The organism is Novosphingobium sp. ST904, assembly GCF_001298105.1.
GTDB lineage: Bacteria > Pseudomonadota > Alphaproteobacteria > Sphingomonadales > Sphingomonadaceae > Novosphingobium.
This window is the reverse complement of record NZ_LGJH01000151.1, coordinates 1-16,381: the sequence shown is the minus strand read 5'-3', so window position 1 is coordinate 16,381 and position 16,381 is coordinate 1. Positions and strand designations below refer to the sequence as shown.

16 protein-coding genes and 2 pseudogenes are annotated in these 16,381 nt (G+C 67.4%); 11 read left to right on the top strand and 7 right to left on the bottom strand.

What is annotated here, in order from left to right; genetic code table 11:
* Positions 1–11 precede the first annotated feature (11 nt).
* From ureC to ADT71_RS16485, 5 genes and pseudogenes are all read right to left on the bottom strand, one after another.
* Positions 12–1,724, bottom strand: coding sequence for an urease subunit alpha (gene ureC / locus ADT71_RS16505; RefSeq protein ID WP_054438568.1), 1,713 nt, complete (start codon positions 1,722–1,724; stop codon positions 12–14).
* A complete protein-coding gene (locus ADT71_RS16500; protein WP_054438567.1) occupies positions 1,724–2,029 on the bottom strand; it encodes an urease subunit beta in 306 nt (101 codons plus the stop codon). Before ADT71_RS16500 ends, ureC begins: the two co-directional genes overlap by 1 nt.
* Complete coding sequence (locus ADT71_RS16495) at positions 2,026–2,328, bottom strand: urease subunit gamma (protein WP_054438565.1); 303 nt, start codon at positions 2,326–2,328, stop codon at positions 2,026–2,028. Before ADT71_RS16495 ends, ADT71_RS16500 begins: the two co-directional genes overlap by 4 nt.
* 225 nt (positions 2,329–2,553) lie before the next feature.
* Positions 2,554–3,117, bottom strand: a pseudogene (locus ADT71_RS33820) (urease accessory protein UreD); the annotation flags it as partial.
* A 221-nt stretch (positions 3,118–3,338) separates the two neighbouring features.
* Complete coding sequence (locus tag ADT71_RS16485) at positions 3,339–4,823, bottom strand: agmatinase family protein (RefSeq protein WP_054438563.1); 1,485 nt, start codon at positions 4,821–4,823, stop codon at positions 3,339–3,341.
* 337 nt (positions 4,824–5,160) lie between these two features.
* Between ADT71_RS16485 and ADT71_RS16480 the strand changes: the two genes are divergently transcribed.
* The 10 genes and pseudogenes from ADT71_RS16480 to ADT71_RS16440 all read left to right on the top strand — a co-directional run bounded on the left by ADT71_RS16480 (position 5,161) and on the right by ADT71_RS16440 (position 12,456).
* Entirely contained in the window at positions 5,161–5,763 is a 603-nt protein-coding gene (locus ADT71_RS16480; RefSeq protein ID WP_054438561.1) for a hypothetical protein, read from the top strand.
* Complete coding sequence (locus ADT71_RS16475) at positions 5,760–6,086, top strand: c-type cytochrome (RefSeq protein WP_054438559.1); 327 nt, start codon at positions 5,760–5,762, stop codon at positions 6,084–6,086. The genes ADT71_RS16480 and ADT71_RS16475 overlap by 4 nt, the downstream gene beginning before the upstream one ends.
* Before the next feature lie 227 nt (positions 6,087–6,313).
* Positions 6,314–6,783 (top strand): annotated as a pseudogene (locus tag ADT71_RS16470) ((2Fe-2S)-binding protein).
* Positions 6,780–7,916, top strand: a complete 1,137-nt coding sequence (locus ADT71_RS33815; protein WP_231635944.1) for a molybdopterin cofactor-binding domain-containing protein — start codon at positions 6,780–6,782, stop codon at positions 7,914–7,916. The pseudogene ADT71_RS16470 and the gene ADT71_RS33815 overlap by 4 nt, the downstream one beginning before the upstream one ends.
* Entirely contained in the window at positions 7,799–8,974 is a 1,176-nt protein-coding gene (locus ADT71_RS33810) for a xanthine dehydrogenase family protein molybdopterin-binding subunit (RefSeq protein ID WP_369818289.1), read from the top strand. The genes ADT71_RS33815 and ADT71_RS33810 overlap by 118 nt, the downstream gene beginning before the upstream one ends.
* Positions 8,975–9,096: 122 nt before the next feature.
* Complete coding sequence (locus ADT71_RS16460; RefSeq protein ID WP_156336629.1) at positions 9,097–9,462, top strand: hypothetical protein; 366 nt, start codon at positions 9,097–9,099, stop codon at positions 9,460–9,462.
* Positions 9,459–9,899 carry a peptidyl-prolyl cis-trans isomerase gene (locus ADT71_RS16455; RefSeq protein ID WP_054438555.1) on the top strand — a complete coding sequence of 147 codons (441 nt, stop codon included), beginning with the start codon at positions 9,459–9,461 and terminating at the stop codon, positions 9,897–9,899. Before ADT71_RS16460 ends, ADT71_RS16455 begins: the two co-directional genes overlap by 4 nt.
* Positions 9,886–10,701, top strand: a complete 816-nt coding sequence (locus ADT71_RS35050) for a HupE/UreJ family protein (protein ID WP_054438553.1) — start codon at positions 9,886–9,888, stop codon at positions 10,699–10,701. The genes ADT71_RS16455 and ADT71_RS35050 overlap by 14 nt, the downstream gene beginning before the upstream one ends.
* Positions 10,625–10,906, top strand: a complete 282-nt coding sequence (locus tag ADT71_RS35045) for a HupE/UreJ family protein (protein WP_369818287.1) — start codon at positions 10,625–10,627, stop codon at positions 10,904–10,906. The genes ADT71_RS35050 and ADT71_RS35045 overlap by 77 nt, the downstream gene beginning before the upstream one ends.
* Before the next feature lie 44 nt (positions 10,907–10,950).
* Entirely contained in the window at positions 10,951–12,456 is a 1,506-nt protein-coding gene (locus tag ADT71_RS16440; protein WP_082370410.1) for a sulfotransferase, read from the top strand.
* Between the two features lie 125 nt (positions 12,457–12,581).
* Here ADT71_RS16440 and ADT71_RS35805 read toward each other — a convergent pair whose 3' ends face one another.
* Positions 12,582–12,911 carry a hypothetical protein gene (locus ADT71_RS35805; protein ID WP_369818286.1) on the bottom strand — a complete coding sequence of 110 codons (330 nt, stop codon included), beginning with the start codon at positions 12,909–12,911 and terminating at the stop codon, positions 12,582–12,584.
* A complete protein-coding gene (locus ADT71_RS16435; RefSeq protein ID WP_369818285.1) occupies positions 12,908–14,965 on the bottom strand; it encodes a TonB-dependent receptor in 2,058 nt (685 codons plus the stop codon). The genes ADT71_RS35805 and ADT71_RS16435 overlap by 4 nt, the downstream gene beginning before the upstream one ends.
* 663 nt (positions 14,966–15,628) lie before the next feature.
* Between ADT71_RS16435 and ADT71_RS16425 the strand changes: the two genes are divergently transcribed.
* The coding region (locus ADT71_RS16425) for an arginase family protein (RefSeq protein WP_231635943.1) at positions 15,629–16,381 on the top strand (753 nt) is incomplete at its 3' end.

The following is a 16,381-nucleotide window of genomic DNA, read 5'->3' as shown; positions in this document are numbered from 1 at the left end:
GGGGAGGCCCATCAGAACAGGAAATAGCGCTGGGCAAACGGCAGCACTTTCGCCGGTTCGCAGGTGAGCAGTTCGCCGTCGGCACGGACCTCGTAAGTTTCGGGGTCGACCTCGATATGCGGCATCGCGTCGTTGAGCACCATGGATGCCTTGGAAATGCCGCCGCGCGTGTTGCGCACGGCTTCCAGCGGGCGCTGGAGCTGCAGGCGCTCCGCCACGCCGCCCTCTATCCCCGCCGCCGAGACGAAGTGGAGCGAGGAGGCCACCCCCGCCGCGCCCAGCGCGCCGAACATCGGCCGGTAATGGACCGGCTGGGGCGTGGGAATGCTGGCATTGGCATCGCCCATCGGCGCGGCGGCGATGGCGCCGCCCTTGATGACCATGTCCGGCTTCACCGCGAAGAAGGCGGGCGACCACAGCACCAGATCGGCCAGCTTGCCGGGCGCGATCGAGCCGACGACATGGCTGATCCCGTGGGCGATGGCCGGGTTGATGGTGTACTTGGCGATGTAGCGTTTCGCGCGGAAATTGTCGGAATCGGCATCGTCAGGGCCAAGGCTGCCGCGCTGCTGCTTCATCTTGTCGGCGGTCTGCCAGCAGCGGATCACCGTTTCGCCCACGCGGCCCATCGCCTGGCTGTCGGACGACATCATCGAGAAGGCGCCCAGATCGTGAAGGATATCTTCCGCCGCGATGGTTTCCTTGCGGATGCGGCTGTCGGCGAAGGCCACGTCCTCGGCGATGCGGGGATCGAGGTGGTGGCACACCATCAGCATGTCGAGGTGCTCCTCGATGGTGTTGACGGTGTAGGGCCGGGTCGGGTTGGTGGAGGAGGGCAGCACGTTGGGCAGGCCTGCCACGCGGATGATGTCCGGCGCATGGCCGCCGCCCCGCCCTTCGGTGTGGAAGGCGTGGATGGTGCGGCCCGCGAAGGCGGCGATCGTGCTTTCCACGAAGCCGCCTTCGTTCAGGGTATCGGAATGGAGCGTGACCTGCACGTCGTACTCGTCCGCCACCTTGAGGCAGCAGTCGATCGTGGCGGGCGTGGTGCCCCAGTCCTCGTGCAGCTTGAGCCCGCATACGCCCGCGCGAACCATCTCCTCCAGCGCGGCGGGGGTGGAGGCATTGCCCTTGCCGAACAGGCCGAAGTTCATCGGCAGCGATTCCAGCGCCTGCATCATGCGGCCGATGTGCCATGCACCCGGCGTGCAGGTGGTGGCGAGCGTGCCGTGCGCCGGGCCGGTGCCGCCGCCCAGCATCGTGGTGATCCCGGAATTCAGCGCCTCTTCCACCTGCTGCGGGCAGATGAAGTGGATATGCGCGTCGATCCCCCCGGCGGTGAGGATGCGCCCCTCGCCGGCGATGATCTCGGTGCCGGGGCCGATGGGAATGTCCACGCCCGGCTGCACGTCGGGGTTGCCCGCCTTGCCGATGGCGCTGATCCGCCCGTCGCGCAGGGCGACGTCGGCCTTGATGATTCCCCAGTGATCCAGGATCACCGCATTGGTGATGACGGTATCGGGCGCACCTTCGGCCCGGGTCATCTGCGACTGGCCCATGCCGTCGCGGATCACCTTGCCGCCGCCGAACTTCACTTCCTCGCCGTAGACGGTGCGGTCTTCCTCGATGCGGATCAGCAGCGAGGAATCGCCCAGCCGCACGCGGTCTCCCACGGTGGGGCCGAACATCCCGGCATAGGCGCGGCGGTTCATCGTCACCGGCATCAGAGGTCTCCCATCACGGCGGCGCGGAAGCCGAACACGCGGCGCGCGCCGGCATAGGGAACAAGCTTGACCTCGCGCGTCTGGCCCGGTTCGAAGCGGACCGCCGTGCCCGAGGCGATGTCGAGCCGATATCCGCGCGCCGCCTCGCGATCGAAGGATAGCGCGGGATTGGTCTCGGCGAAGTGATAATGGCTGCCGACCTGGATCGGCCGGTCGCCGGTATTGGCCACGGACAGGGCGATCGCCTCGCGCCCCTCGTTCAGCACGATTTCGCCCTCGGCCGGGATGATTTCGCCCGGGATCATCGGATCGGCCTGTGCACGGTGACGAGCTTGGTGCCGTCAGGGAAGGTCGCCTCGACCTGGATGTCGTGGATCATCTCGGCAATGCCGTCCATCACCTGGTCGCGGGTGAGGACATGGGCGCCGCTGGCCATGAGTTCCGCCACCGGCCGCCCGTCCCGCGCGCCTTCCACCACATGATCGGAAATGAGGGCGATGGCCTCGGGATGGTTGAGCTTCACGCCCCGCTCAAGCCGCCTGCGGGCGACCATGGCAGCCATGGCGATGATGAGCTTGTCTTTTTCGCGACCGGTGAGGTTCATTGGCCCTAGCAGTAACAGATGGAGGGAAGGCGTGGCGAGAGGCCGAACACGGCGGACCTCAGGATTTCCGCGCAGCGAAGCGCGATATCGCGGACCCGGCGCGGATCCGGCGCCGTCATGCGCAGGATCAGCATGCCGTCGAAACAGGTTGCGCCGCCGTGCGGGGCGGGGATCAGCGTTGCGGGCGCGCTCCAGATGATCGGCGGCGTCCGGGCCGACGTAGACCAGGGTGAGAACCGCACTTGCACCGCCGAAGCCGAAGGGGCGGGCGGCGGTTCCGGCCACGTCGCCGCCGATGTGAAGCGTGTCCGCCCAGATCAGCCGTCCGCCCCGGCGAATGCGCCATGAATCGTGGATGAGGCCGCTCTCGAAGGTTTCGCCCATGGCGCCCCGGCCCAGCACGATCATCTCGCTGGCGAGCAGGCGCGCATCTGCCGCCATGTCCACTTCCAGCGAGCGGCGCATGTGGCTGCGGTCGAACAGGATGGCTTCCTGCGCCAGCCATTCGCAGCGGCTGGCCGCTCCAAGGGCGATGCGTGTCTCGATGCGGGTCGGCGGGTCGTCTGGCAGGGCGCGGTAGATCTTTTCCGCTGCCTGGGGGATCACCGTGGCGGCGGCATCGTCGTCCACCTTGATGTCCAGCGCGAGCCCGTCTCCCCCCGTCAGCCCGCCGCTGGTGGTGACGGTGACGGCAAGCGGGAATTCGCCCGCGTCGCCATCGGGAAACAGCAGGCGCGCCGGGGCGATCTGGCTGAGGTCGCGCAGGCCGCGAGGGCCGAAGTGCACCATCGCGGCGCCGTCCACCCGCTGCAACCGCGACCGCGCGGGCGGCGCGGCTTCTGCGGGGCGGTTAAGGAGGTTTGCGACCATGGCCTAGCTACGCTTGCGGCGGGAAAACGGGGCATGGGGCATTTGACGTATGGGCGGGAGGCCCACGTGAATCGCGCGGATCTCTGCAGGAGCGGGCCTCGTCCCGTCCCCGATCCGGGACGAGGCTTCCTGCGATCGGTTCAGATCGGTTTGCGGCGGCCGAAGTTCGGATCGATCTTTTCCGCCTTGCCGGCCTTTGCCGCGCGTTCTCCGTTACCGGGCTGGCCATGCTCGGTGGTCAGGTCGGACAGGTAGCCTAGCTGCCTGATGCCCTTCCTGCGCATGGCCACGCCGGTCAGGCAGGCGTGCATGATGGTGTTGGCGTTCAGCGCGCTGCGGTATGTCGGGTCGAGCACGGGGGCCAGTTCGACGATCTCGAAGCCCACCAGTTCGTTCTCGGCGCAGAGGCGGCGCACGATGGGGATCGCCTCCCGCATGGTCAGGCCGCCCGCAACCGGGGTGCCGGTGCCGGGAATGAAGGCCGGATCCAGCACGTCCACGTCGAACGAGACGTAGAGCTTCTTGCCGCTTTCCCGCGCTTCCTTGAGCGCGCGTTCCATGACGACCTGCCAGCCGCTTTTCTCCACTTCCGGCATCGCGTGATAGCGCACGCCGTTGTCGCGCATCCATTCGAAGCCTTCCGCACCCGGCCACGACCCGCGCAGGCCGACCTGGATGTAGTTCCGGCCCAGCACGTGGCCTTCCTTGACCGCGCGGTAGACCGGGGCGCCATGCGTGATGAAGTGGACGCCGCCCTTGCCCGCATCATAGTGCGAATCGAAGTGGACCACGCCGAAACTGCCCTTGCCGTGAACGTCGGCCAGGCCGGCCACGTCGGCATATTCCAGGCTGTGGTCGCCGCCCACGATGAAGGGAATGGCGCCGGTCCGGGCGATTTCCGCCACGCGTTCGCGCACATGCTGGACGCTGCGTTCGGTGCTCATGTTGTCGATGGCGATATCGCCGTAGTCGACGATGTTCAGCTCCTTGCTGGGATCGACCATGGTGTACATGTCCACCCCGCCCGCGCCGTACTGGCTGCGCATGGCAGAGGGGCCGCCCTTGGCCCCGCGATAGCCCGAGCCCATGTCGAGCGGCGCGCCGACGATGGCCACGTCCACTTTCCCGGCGACCAGATCGTCCGGATAGATCGCCACCGGGGCGCCCGCGAAAGTGGCGATGCCGCCTGCATACATGCCCGCACCGCGCCCATTGGCGTAGTAGCTCAGTTCGAAGGGCCCCGGTTCGCGCCGGGGATCGAGCCCCTTGGGGCGCATGGCCTTCCAGCCGTTGAAATCCTCGTTCTCGGTATCGAGGGCGATTTCGCCCATGTCCTTGCCGGGATGGAACTTGGCCGCTTCCACCGAATCCATCATCGCCTCGATATAGGCGTCGATTTCCTGCGGGGTCTTGGTGGAAAGCCGCTGGAACAGCTTGTCGAACGAACCGGCGAAACCTTCGGCCTTGTCCGAGACGAGGAATTCGCGCTTTTCCTTGGTCAGTCCGCCGATCCTGGCTTCCAGTGCGGCGGGAATCTCCGGCCGGTCGGTCTGCGCGATGACCGCGCCGGAAAGGATGGCCGCAAGAGCGCATGCCCCTGCCAGCAGCTTGCGTTTCGCGTTCACTAAGTACCCCCGTCTTCTGGCCTCGTATGGGCTGGGAAGTGCGGGGAGGGGGCGCTGTGCGGCAATGGGGCGATTGACGTAGGGGGGCCGGGAAGGGGCCGGACGCGGACAAAAAAGGAGGTCCGGACGCGGGGTCCGAACCTCCCTTGTAGTTTCGTCAGAGTGAAAATCCGGCAAAGATGGCGAACGCCCGGTGCCCCGCGTCGTGAGGGCGAAGCGCGGGAGGACGTTCCTTTGCGAAAACCACTGACATCGTTTGTAGCGCCCGGTTTGCGGAACGCCCTACGTCAAACGGCGTATGCTGCGATTTGCTCCGCCCTCCTAGGATGGGCCGGTCATGCTAGTCGCTTTGCTGTTCCTGTTCGGGCTTGGCGTCATCCTGCTCGCGGTCGCCGTCCTGGCGATGCGGCGGCAATTGCGGCTCACCCGCCAGTCGCTCACCCCGGTAGACCGGATCTCCCTTGTCGGCGATGCGCGCGAGCGTGAAACGGCGCCGATCGTCAGCGCCCCGGCCGTTTCGGGCGAGACGCTGACGATCGGCGGCCTCAGCCGCGATCCGCGCCTGCTGCTGCTGCTGTTCATAGAGGCGGATTCCGCGCTCTGCGAGACGGTGGTGCGCGATGCGGTGGAACTGTGCGCGGACGCCGAAGTGCGCCTGCTGCTGCTTGGCGACGGTCAGCGGGAGGACTACGCCGCGCTGATCGCACGCAGCGGCCTCGGCGCGGACGACATCATTCTGGACGCCGCCGTGGGAGAGGACTTCCACATCGGCCCGGTCCCTTCCGCGGCCCTGATCGATCCGAACGGGCACCTGCTTGCCCGCGGCACCGTGCAGCGCAGGGAACAGCTGGAAGCCTTGTTGGCGGCAGTAGGACAAGGCGCGGCACCGGCGGACGAGGACATTCGGCAAGTACAGGTTTCAGGGAGTATCGTGACGTGATTGCCAGCAAGATGCGGTCGATGGCGGTGGCCGCAGGTGCGCTCATGACAGGCGCAGGGATAACGGGCGCGGCGCTCCTGGCGGGGCTTGCGGCGCATCCCGCCCCGCTGCGGGCGCAGGCCGCGCCAAAGGCCTGGGCGGCCAATTGCCAGTCCTGCCACAAGGCCGACGGCAGCGGCATGCCGGGCATGTTCCCGCGCCTTTCCGGGCGGGTGGGGCCGATGGCGGGCAGCAAGGATGCGCGCCAGTGGCTGATCTCCACCGTGCTTTACGGCCAGTCCGGCGCGATCACGGTGATGGCAAGCCGATCCGCGGGGCCATGATGCCTTTCGGCCGCCTGCCCGACGCCGATGTCGCCGCCGCGCTCAAACTGGGTGGGCAAGGGAGGCAAGCCCTTTACTCCGGCCGAAGTGGCCGCCGTTCGCGCGGCGGGCGGCGGCAGCGCGGCGAAGAATGCGGAGATGCGAAAGAAGCTCGAAGGCGCGGGACAGGTAAGGTAGCGTCGCGCGCGGGCATATCGATACGGAACGACTGAGGGGGCAACGGGCACATGGCAATCCGCTTCACGCTGAACGGCGCAGCGAGGGAACTCGACACCGATCCGGAGAAACCGCTGCTCTGGGCCCTGCGTGAGGACATGGGCCTGCCGGGCACCAAGTTCGGCTGCGGCGCGGGGCTCTGCGGGGCCTGCACCGTCCATCTCGAAGGTGCCGCCATCCGTTCCTGCCTGACGCCGGTAGGCGCGATCGAGGGCAGTCGGTCACCACTATCGAAGGCGTGGCCGCGCTTGACGCAGGACGCCGCGTGGGAGCGGCCTGGCGCGAGCTCGACGTGCCCCAGTGCGGATATTGCCAGGCGGGCCAGATCATGAGCGCCGTGGCGCTGCTTACCGAGACGCCCGATCCGGACGATGCCGCCATCGACGCGGCCATGGCCGGAAATCTCTGCCGCTGCTCGACTTATGTCCGCATCCGCGCCGGTATCAAGGCCGCCGCCAAAGCCCGGGGGGCAGCGGCATGATGGCAGCAGATATCTCACGCCGCCGCTTCGTCGGCGCCTCGCTGCTGGCCGGCGGCGGTCTCCTCCTGGATATTGCGATCCCGCTGCCGGCCCATGCCGCGCAGGCATCGGCCGGAGAACCCCGGGTTCTCACCGCCTTCATTCGCATCCTGCCCGGCAATCGCTTCGTGATCGGCGGGAAGAACGCCGAGATCGGGCAGGGCGCCAAGACCTCGCTGCCGATGATGATCGCCGAGGAATTCGACGTGGACTGGGATCAGGTCACGGTCGAGCAGACACACGCGGACCAGTCGTTGTTCGGCGCGCAGAGCGCGGGCGGAAGCCGCACCACGCCGCGCGAATGGCTGCCGATGCGGCAGGCGGGCGCGGCGGCGCGGGCCATGATGGTGGCGGCGGCGGCCCGCCAATGGAATGTCCCGGAAGACGGCCTGACAACCGGCAGCGGCATCGTCACCGACCGGCGCTCTGGCCGTTCGGTGGCCTATGTCGATCTCGCCCCGATCGCCGCGGCTCTGGCCGTTCCCGACCCCGCCTCGCTGAAGCTCAAGGACCCGGCGGACTTTCGCGTGATCGGCAAGCCGATTCCCGGTGTCGATACACCGGCCATCGTCGCGGGACAGCCCCTGTTCGGGATCGACCACCGGCAACCGGGCATGCTCCACGCGGTGCTGGAAACCAGTCCGGCGGTCGGCGGCAAGCTGAAGAGCGCCAATCTCGACGAAGTGCGCGCCTTGCCCGGCGTGCGCCACGTCGTGACCATCGCCGGAGACGGTCAGGCGGAATCGCTGTTCGACGGGGTGGCGATCCTGTCCGAGAGCTTCTGGTCCGCGAACAAGGCACGCGAGAGCCTGAGGGCCGAGTGGGACGACAGCACGCAGCTGGGGTTCTCCACCCAGGGCTATGCCGTTCAGGCCGCGGAAGCGCTCAAGGGTGCGGGGGCGGGCGAAGTCCTGCGCAAGGGGGATATCGATGCGGTGTTCGCCGGAGCGGCGAAAACCGTGACGGCGCGCTATGAATATCCATTCCTGGCGCACGGCACGCTGGAGCCGCAAAACTGCACGGCCCTGTTCCGCGACGCGCCGTCGAGATATGGGCGCCCACCCAGAACCCCGAAAGCGGACGCGGGCTGGTAGCCAAGGCGCTGGGGATCGCGCCGGACAAGGTGCGCATTAACCTCACGCGGATCGGCGGCGGCTTCGGGCGGCGCTTGATGAACGACTACATGGTGCAGGCCGCCGCGATCGCCGCCAGGGTGCCGGGCACGCCGGTGAAGCTGCTCTATACCCGGCAGGACGATTTCCGGCGCGATTTCTACCGTCCGGCAGGATGGCACGCCTTTGCCGCCGCGCTTGACGGGCAGGGGCGGCTGGTGGGATTGCGCGATCATGCGGTCAGCTTCGGCAAGGACGGCACACCGACCCGCGCGGGGGAACTGCCCGCTGCGCTGGTGCCGGCAAACCTCGTGGATGCGGTGCTGCTCGAACAGACCCTGCTGGCCACCAACCTGCCCGCCGGCTGGTTGCGGGCGCCGGGATCGAATGCGCTCGGCTTCGTTTCGCAGGCCTTTCTCGATGAAGTGGCGCAAGCGGCAGGGAAGGACCTGCCGTCGCTGATGCTGGAACTTCTGGGCGCGCCGCGCAGCCTTCCGGGCGAAGGGCGCGGGCCGGTGTTCCAGACGGGGCGGGCGCGCGGCGTGATCGAGAAAGTGATGGCGATGGCCGACTGGCAGGGCCGCGCGAAGCTGCCGAAAGGGCGCGGCAAGGGATTTGCCTTCTATTTCAGCCATGCCGGATACTTCGCCGAAGTGGTGGAGGTTTCCGTTTCGGAAGGCCAGGTCGCGGTTCACGAAGTGTGGGCGGCGGGCGATGTCGGCAGCCAGATCGTCAATCCCCTCAACGCGCTGCACCAGGTGCAGGGCTCGGTGATCGAGGGGCTGGGGCAGGCGCTGGCGGGGCAGAACGTCACGCAGGTCGCAGGCGTGGTGGAGCAGCAGAACTTCGATGCCCACCCCTTCCAGCGCATCGACGCGACGCCGAAGATCAACGTGGAGTTCGTCACGACCGACAATCCTCCCACCGGCCTTGGCGAACCGGCGCTGCCGCCGGTAATCCCGGCCATGGTCAACGCGATCTTCGCGGCAACCGGACGGCGGGTGCGCAGCCTGCCGGTCGATCTGTCGGCACCGGCCTGATTCCCGCGCCCGCGCACTGCCTATGCGTCATTTGACGTAGGGGGCACTGGCCCCCCGCTGGCGTAGCTTCCTGCCCAAGGATCGGCTCCGTTCCGGGGCGGGGGTAAAGGGTTTCGCAGCCAATGGGTCACATGATCGCCGCCATTCGCCAGCGGGCGCCGCGCGATCCCTTCGTCGTCTTCCTGATCTCGGCGGGTGCGATCTTCGCGCTCTACTGGGCGGTTGCCGGGCGCAAGGAGACGATCGAGGTGCCGCTTTCGGTGCAGCGCAGCCTCGATGACGACTACAGCCTGATGACCGGGCACCAGCCCGATGCCCGGGCGCGGCAGAAGCTGGTGGACGATTACGTCGGCAACGAACTGCTGTTCCGCGAGGCGGTGCAGCGCGGCATGCACATGACCGACAAGACCACCAAGCAGCGCCTGATCGACCGCGTGCGCTTCATGATCAGCGGTGCGCCGCCGGAACCGAGCGAGGACAGCTCATGACCTGGTACGCCGGCCACCAGGACCTCTACCGCGCCGAGCCATGGGTTTCGCTGAAGCACGTCTTCTTCGAACGCAAGCCCGCCGATGCCGCCGCCGTGCTGGCGAAGCTGAACGGGGGCGGCAGCGTTGCCGGCGATGAATTCTGGATGGGCCACGATCTGTCGAAATACGGAATTTCGATGCTGCGCGGCATGTTCGGGGAAAGCTTCCTGGACAGCGTGGAAAAGCAGCCCGAGGGCAAGTGGGCGGGGCCGCTGCGTTCCTCTCGCGGGTGGCACTTCGTGGAAGTGACGGCACGGGGCAAGGACCAGCTGCTGCCTTACACCGACGCCCGCGAACAAGTGAAGCAGGACTATCAGGCTGACCAGACCGGCACGGCAGTGCGCAGGGAAATCGCGCGGCTGCGGCAGGATTACGCGGTCCATGTGGAGTCCTGACGTGCTGCGCTTCCTTGCCGTTCTCCTGCTTGCCCTCGGCCTGTCGCCCGCACCGGCCATGGCGGACGTTTTCCGCGTCGGCGAGTTCACGCTCCAGCGCGGCAGCGATCCCGGCACTTACGAACTGACCGCCAGCGTGCCCAACGTGCTGGCCAGCAACGATGCGCTGGGCCTGCCGACCGGCTGCGCGGAAACGGACCGCGAGCGGTTCGTGGAGGCGGTGGTGGTGCGCTATGCCATTCGTTTCACCTGCCAGGGCGGCTTCCCGCCCGAAGCGCAGATCGTCACCCCGTGGGGGGTGGACGGCGGTACGTTCACGTCGGCGCTGGGCGGGGCGATGGTGAAGATGCCGCTCCAGTCGGACGGCGACAGGCTGCTTTTGCCGCTGGCCGACACCGCGCCGCAGGCGCGGCCGCTGCCCGAAGTGGCGCGCTACTATACGGTCGAGGGCGTGGTCCACATCCTGGGCGGCTGGGACCACCTCTGTTTCGTGCTCTGCCTGTGCCTGCTGGCACGGGGACGTTTCCTGCTGGCGCTGGTAACGACTTTCACGCTCGGCCATTCGCTCAGCCTGGCGCTGGCGTTCTTCGACGTGATCCATGTGCCGGTACCGCCGGTGGAGGCGGTGATCGCGCTGTCCATCGCCTTCATGGCGCGCGAGGCGATCATGACCCGGCAGAACGGCGGCGAGATCGATCCGGCCCAGCGCCCGCCGCCAGCTTGCCGTGGTGGCGGGGTTCGGCCTGCTTCACGGCCTCGGTTTCGCAACGGTGCTGCGCGAACTCGGCGTTGCGCCGGGTGAGCGGGCGAGCGGCCTGCTGTTCTTCAATGCCGGCGTCGAGCTGGGCCAGTTGCTGTTCGTTTCCGCCGTGCTCGGCGTGATGGCGGTGGCGGGGATCTTCGACCGGAGCGAGCCGGTGCGCCGGGCCGCGCTCTACTTTGCCGGGATCGTGGGCTGTTTCTGGGCGATCGAACGCGTGGCCGGCTTCAGCCTGGGGATCGCGTGAACGCAGCGCGGGCCGCCCTTGCTCGCGGCGACCTGCCGGGCGCGATGGCGGCGGCGCAGGCACAGGTCCAGTCGCGACCGGCCGAGGCGGAAGGCTATTTCCTTGTCGGGCTGATCGCTGCGGAGACGGGGCAGGTGGCCAGGGCCGTGCCGCTGATCGAGCAGGCGCTCGGCCGCGAGCCCGCCAATCCCGAATACCTTGCGCAATATGCGCGGCTGCTGATCCTGCTGCGCCGCGACGGCGAGGCGGCGGCAGCGGCGCGGGCCGGGCTCGCCGCGTCCGGAAGCGATGCGCGCACGCTCGATACGCTGGGCTGCGTACTGGCGCGGCTGGGCGACCACGAGGCCACTCTGGCGCCTTTTGCGGCGGCGGCGGGGCAGGAGCCGGCCAACCTCGATTATCGCTACAATCTGGCGGCCGCCTGCGGCTTTACCGGCAGGGTCGAGGAAGCGCGCGGACACTACGAGACGATCCTGCAGGCCGATCCCGGCGATGCGCGCACGCATTATGCGCTCTCGATCCTTTCGCGCCAGACCCGCGGGGACAACCATGTAGCGCGGCTGGAGGCGGCCACGGCGCGCGCCAGTGCCCCGGAAGACCTGCTGCGCCTGCGTTATGCGCTGGCCAAGGAGCTGGAGGATATCGGCGAGCCCGAACGGGCTTTCGCCGCGCTTTCGGCCGCCAATGCCGGGCACAAGCGCGCCACGGGCTATCGGTTTGCGCAGGACGAGGCGATCTTCGATGCCCTTGAGGCGGCGTTCGCCGATGTGCCTGCGGCAGCACCGGGCCATTCCGATCCGGCGCCGATCTTCGTGGTCGGCATGCCGCGCACCGGGACGACGCTGGTGGACCGCATCCTCTCCTCCCACCCGGAAGTCGGCTCGGCGGGGGAATTGCAGGCCATGCCGCTGGCGATCAAGCAAGCCGCCGCCACACCTTCGCGCAAGGTTCTCGATGCCGAGACGATCGCGGCCGCCATGCGCGCCGATCCGGCGGAAATCGGCCGGCTCTATTCCGCCCGCGCGGCCCATCACCGCCCCGCCGGCAAGCCGCGCTTCGTGGACAAGCTGCCTGCCAATTTCCTCAATATCGGGCATATCCTGCGGGCGCTGCCGAATGCGCGGATCGTCTGCCTGCGCCGGGCGCCGATGGACACGGTGTGGAGCAATGTCCGCAATCTCTTCGCGGCATCCTCGCCTTTTTACGCCTATTCCTACGACCTCATGGACACGGCACGCTATTATGCGCGGTTCGACCGGCTGATGGCGCTGTGGGAGCGGCACTATCCGGGGCGCGTGCTCTCGCTGGGATATGAGGCGCTGGTGGCCGGGCAGGAACGGGAGACGCGGCGCCTGCTGGAGCACTGCGGCCTGCCGTGGGACGCGGCGTGCCTGTCCTTCCACGAGAACCGCGCTGCCGTGGCGACGCCGAGCGCGGCGCAGGTCCGCCGCCGGCTCAATGCCGACGGGATCGGGCGGTGGAAGACGCATGAGGCCGGGATGGCCGAGGTGCGGGCGTTCTTCGAAGGGCTGGGGATCGAGGCAGGCTGAACCGTCCTGGCGGACCGGTTTTCCCATTCACCGCGTCATGGTTTCATCGCTTCGGGCCGGAAACGAAGAAAGCGGGACCGCATGTCGCGGCCCCGCCCTCCTGCGTTGGCGATCGGGGATGATCGTCAGAACTTCACGCGGCCCTCGATGCCGATCACGCGCGGCTGCGCGACCGAGCGGGCATAGTAGCGCGACACGATCCCGTCGTTGACGAGGCCGTAGCGGGTCAGGTCGTTGCTGACGCCGGTGACCGCGTACTTGTCGAAGATGTTGTTCGCGAACAGGCCGATCTCGTAGGCGTCGGTCTTGTAGGTCACATTGGCGCGGTGCATCACGTAGGACGGCAGACGCTCGCCGCCGCCGCGCAGGCCCGGGCGGGTGTAGATGCCGCCGGTGTAAGTCGCCGTCCAGCCCAGCACCATCGAATTGGCGCCGATCGGGAAGTCGTAAGTCACGCCCAGCGCGCCCGAGTTCTTGGCGGAGCCCGGCAGGCGGTCGCGTCGTAGACACTCACGAGGTCTCCGCCCGCCACGGAAAGCAAGTCGGGCACGTCCTCGGTCAGGTGGGCGTCGAGGTAGGAGTAGTTGCCGCGGATGTTGAGGCCGGCGATGGGACGCGCCGTGAACGAGAAGTCCACGCCCTTCGATACCGCCGCGCCGCCGTTGGTGGTGATGCCGATGGCGCCGTTGACGGTCTGGCCGTCAAGCTGGATGCCCTGCCACTTGATGTAGAAGCCGGAGAGATTGAAGGTCAGGCGGTTGTCGAGCACCTGGGCGCGGAACCCGATTTCGGCGTTCTTGACCTTGTCGGGGCCGAAGAACAGCTCGTCGGGCAGGGCGCAGAGGTTCTGGCCGGCCGGAAGCGGCACCACGCAGGGCGCCACGCGGTTGACGCCGCCGATGCGGTAGCCCTTCGAATAGGTGGCATAGACCATCATGTCGGGCGTGATGTTGTACGAGGTGTTGAATTTCCAGACGAAGCCGTCGTCCCCGGTCGAGCCGGAGCGCGAGCGGAAGTTGATCTGCGGATAGGGCTGGCCCAGCGGCAGGGCGGTGCCGCCGGTCACGTCGGCCGCATACTTGAAGTAGCGCAGCCCGCCGGTGACCTGCCATTCCTTGGTGATGTGGAAGGTGCCTTCGCCGTAGATCGCCTTCTCGTCGGTCTTGGTATCGACGTAGGAGGCGTATTCCACTTCATCGGGACGGTCGATACCGGCCCAGGCCGGGTAGCCGGGAACGATTTCCTGGCGATCCGAGGTCGTCTTCAGCCGGTTCCAGAACCCGCCGAGCACCCAGCTGAAGGGGCCGCCGTGCGTGGAGACGAGGCGGACTTCCTGCGTGTACTGCGACTGGGTCGCCACCGAGGGCGAATAGCTCGAGAATGCGGGGAACAGCTCGTAGCCATAGTCGAGATCGAGCAGCAGGTCGGTGTTGTCGTTCGACTGGCGCTGCTTGGTCTTGGTGTAGGACGAGGTGAACACGGCCTGCGCGATATCGGCCACGTTGCCGCTCATTTCCAGCGACAGCAGGTGCGACTGGCGCTTGGACGGTTCCTCGTAGCGCCACGGGGCCTCGTACTTGCCTTCGCCCACCACGCCGGCGCCGGTGGCCTGGCGGCCGCCCGTCTTGGTCTGCTGGAAGGCGTAAGTGAGATAGGCCTGGAAGTCCGGCGAGACGAAGCCGAGCTGGTTGCGGGTGGTGAAGGTCTTCTCGTAGTTGAGGTCCTTCTTGCCCGCGAAGTTGGCGTCCTGCTGGGCTTCGGTGCCCATCGGGTTGGAAGCGCTGCCCGGCTGCGGGATCGAGACGCCCGGCTGCTTCAGCAGGAACGGATAGTCGATGAAGCCGGGGTCGTTGTAGTAGCCGGTGACGGTGCGGAAGGCGATCGAATCCCGGACGATCGGGATGTTCAGCACGCCGTAGCCCGAATAGCCCAGGCCGCTCGAATGGGCGACGTCGTAGGCGCGGCCGTAGACTTCGCCGGAGAACGCCGTCGGGTCGGGGCGGTTGGGGATGTAGCGCATCGCGCCCGCCAGCGTGCCGAGGCCGTAAAGCGTGCCTTGCGGGCCAAGCAGGACCTCGACGCGGTTGAGGTCGATCAGCTTGAAGTCGGTGTAGAGCGGCACGTCGCCCAGGTACATGCCGATCGAGTTGTCCGTGTTGTTGCCGCCCGCGCTGGAATCGCTGGCGGAAAGACCGCGCATGACCACGGTGCCGGCGCCGCGCGGGCCGGTGTCGGTGATGGTGATGCCCGGCGTGAAGGCGCCGAGGTCGCGCATGTCGTCGATGTGCTCGCTGGCGAGTTCGGCCGAGCCGATCGCCGCGATGTTGATCGGCGTTTCCAGAAGCGTGGTGTTGCGGCGCGTGGCCGAAACGATGATGGCGCCGTCATCCGCCGTGTCTTCCGCGGCGGCGGGTGCGGTGGACTGGGCATGGGCCGGCGCGGCGGCCAGCGACGTGGACATCATTGTAGCGCAGAGCAGCCCGATCTTCAGTTTGGCGCTGTTCGACATGCAGAACCCCCTATGTTGGTTTTGTTTCCTCCCGCTTCGGGCATCCTCTCCGGGACATGGATGGCGATGAGCGTGCCGGCCTTTGCAGCCTGGCAAGTGTTGCAACCCGAGGACCCGGCGCTTGCGCGGTTCCCTGCGTCCTTGCGGAGGACGCGACTTGTTTTTCGATGTGCCCGAAACCTATGGGTGCCTTCGCGGAGCGGTAATGGGTCATTTGACGTACCCGGCCCGAGAGGCGCGGAATTCCGCCATCTACGTCAAATGCCCCATTGGGCGGGCGGCCGATTTGCTGCCTTCTTCGCGGCGTCGATCCGACATTCCTTTTCAGATTCATTCACCAGCCCGGCGCGGGTCGCTAAGGGGCGGGAGTGATCCCGGAGACATTGGGGCCATGACGTCAATCAGCGCCGTCACAGGTTGGAGCCTGGCAGCCGCGGCAGCGGTAGCCGGAGCGCTGACCGCAGACATTCCCACGCGTAACGCGGCCACGCCCGCGCCGGTCATGCCGGCCGAGGACGACATGGGGAAACCCAAGCCGCTCGAACTGCCGGAGGACGTGGCGCAGAAGCTTTCCGTCCTCGCGCCCGAAAAGCTGGACTTCGTGAAAAGCGGCATGACGGCCGCTATGTCGAGAAGGACAAGCTGTTCGAACGCGTGCGGGCGATGCCGGCGCAGGAACTGGTCGCCTATATCGATGCGATCTACGCACTTTCCGCCGAAGTGGAATACAAGGCCGAGCGGGACAAGCTGGCGATCCCGCTGGACACCAGTTCGCCCTGGTTCAACGCCTGGAAGCTGCGCCGCCCCACCTCGCTCGATCCCAGGCGCGAAGCCGGGCCGGTGGACCTCGGGCGCTATATCGGCGGCTATGGCGGCGGATTCGCCACCTTCGCCAATGCCCCGGTCGCCTGGACGCCGGAGGACCTCAAGGCGGGCAAGGTGGACGTAGCCATCGTCGGCGCCCCGCTCGACATGGGTTCGGGCTGGCGCAATGCCATCGACGGTCCACGCGCCCTGCGCATGACCGGCGGCGCCGGCGGCAATGACATGTATTCGATGATCAGCCCCAACGCGGAGCTGAACATCGTCGATTACGGCGACATCGCCGTGGACCAGAACTCCACCGAGCGCAGCGTCGACCATGTCCGCGAAGTCGTGGCGGAAATCGCGAAGACCGGCGCCATCCCGATCGTGATCGGCGGCGATCACAGCCTTGAATATCCCAATGTCGCCGCCGCCGCCGATGTCTACGGCAAGGGCAAGGTCGGCGTCGTCCACTTCGATTCGCACTACGATATCGGGCGCGGGCGCGTGCACCTGCTGGACCACGGCCAGCCGGTCTACCGGGTGCTGAGCGAAGGCCATGTCAACGCGAAGGACTATATCCAGGTCGAAGGACTATATCCAGGTCTCTCC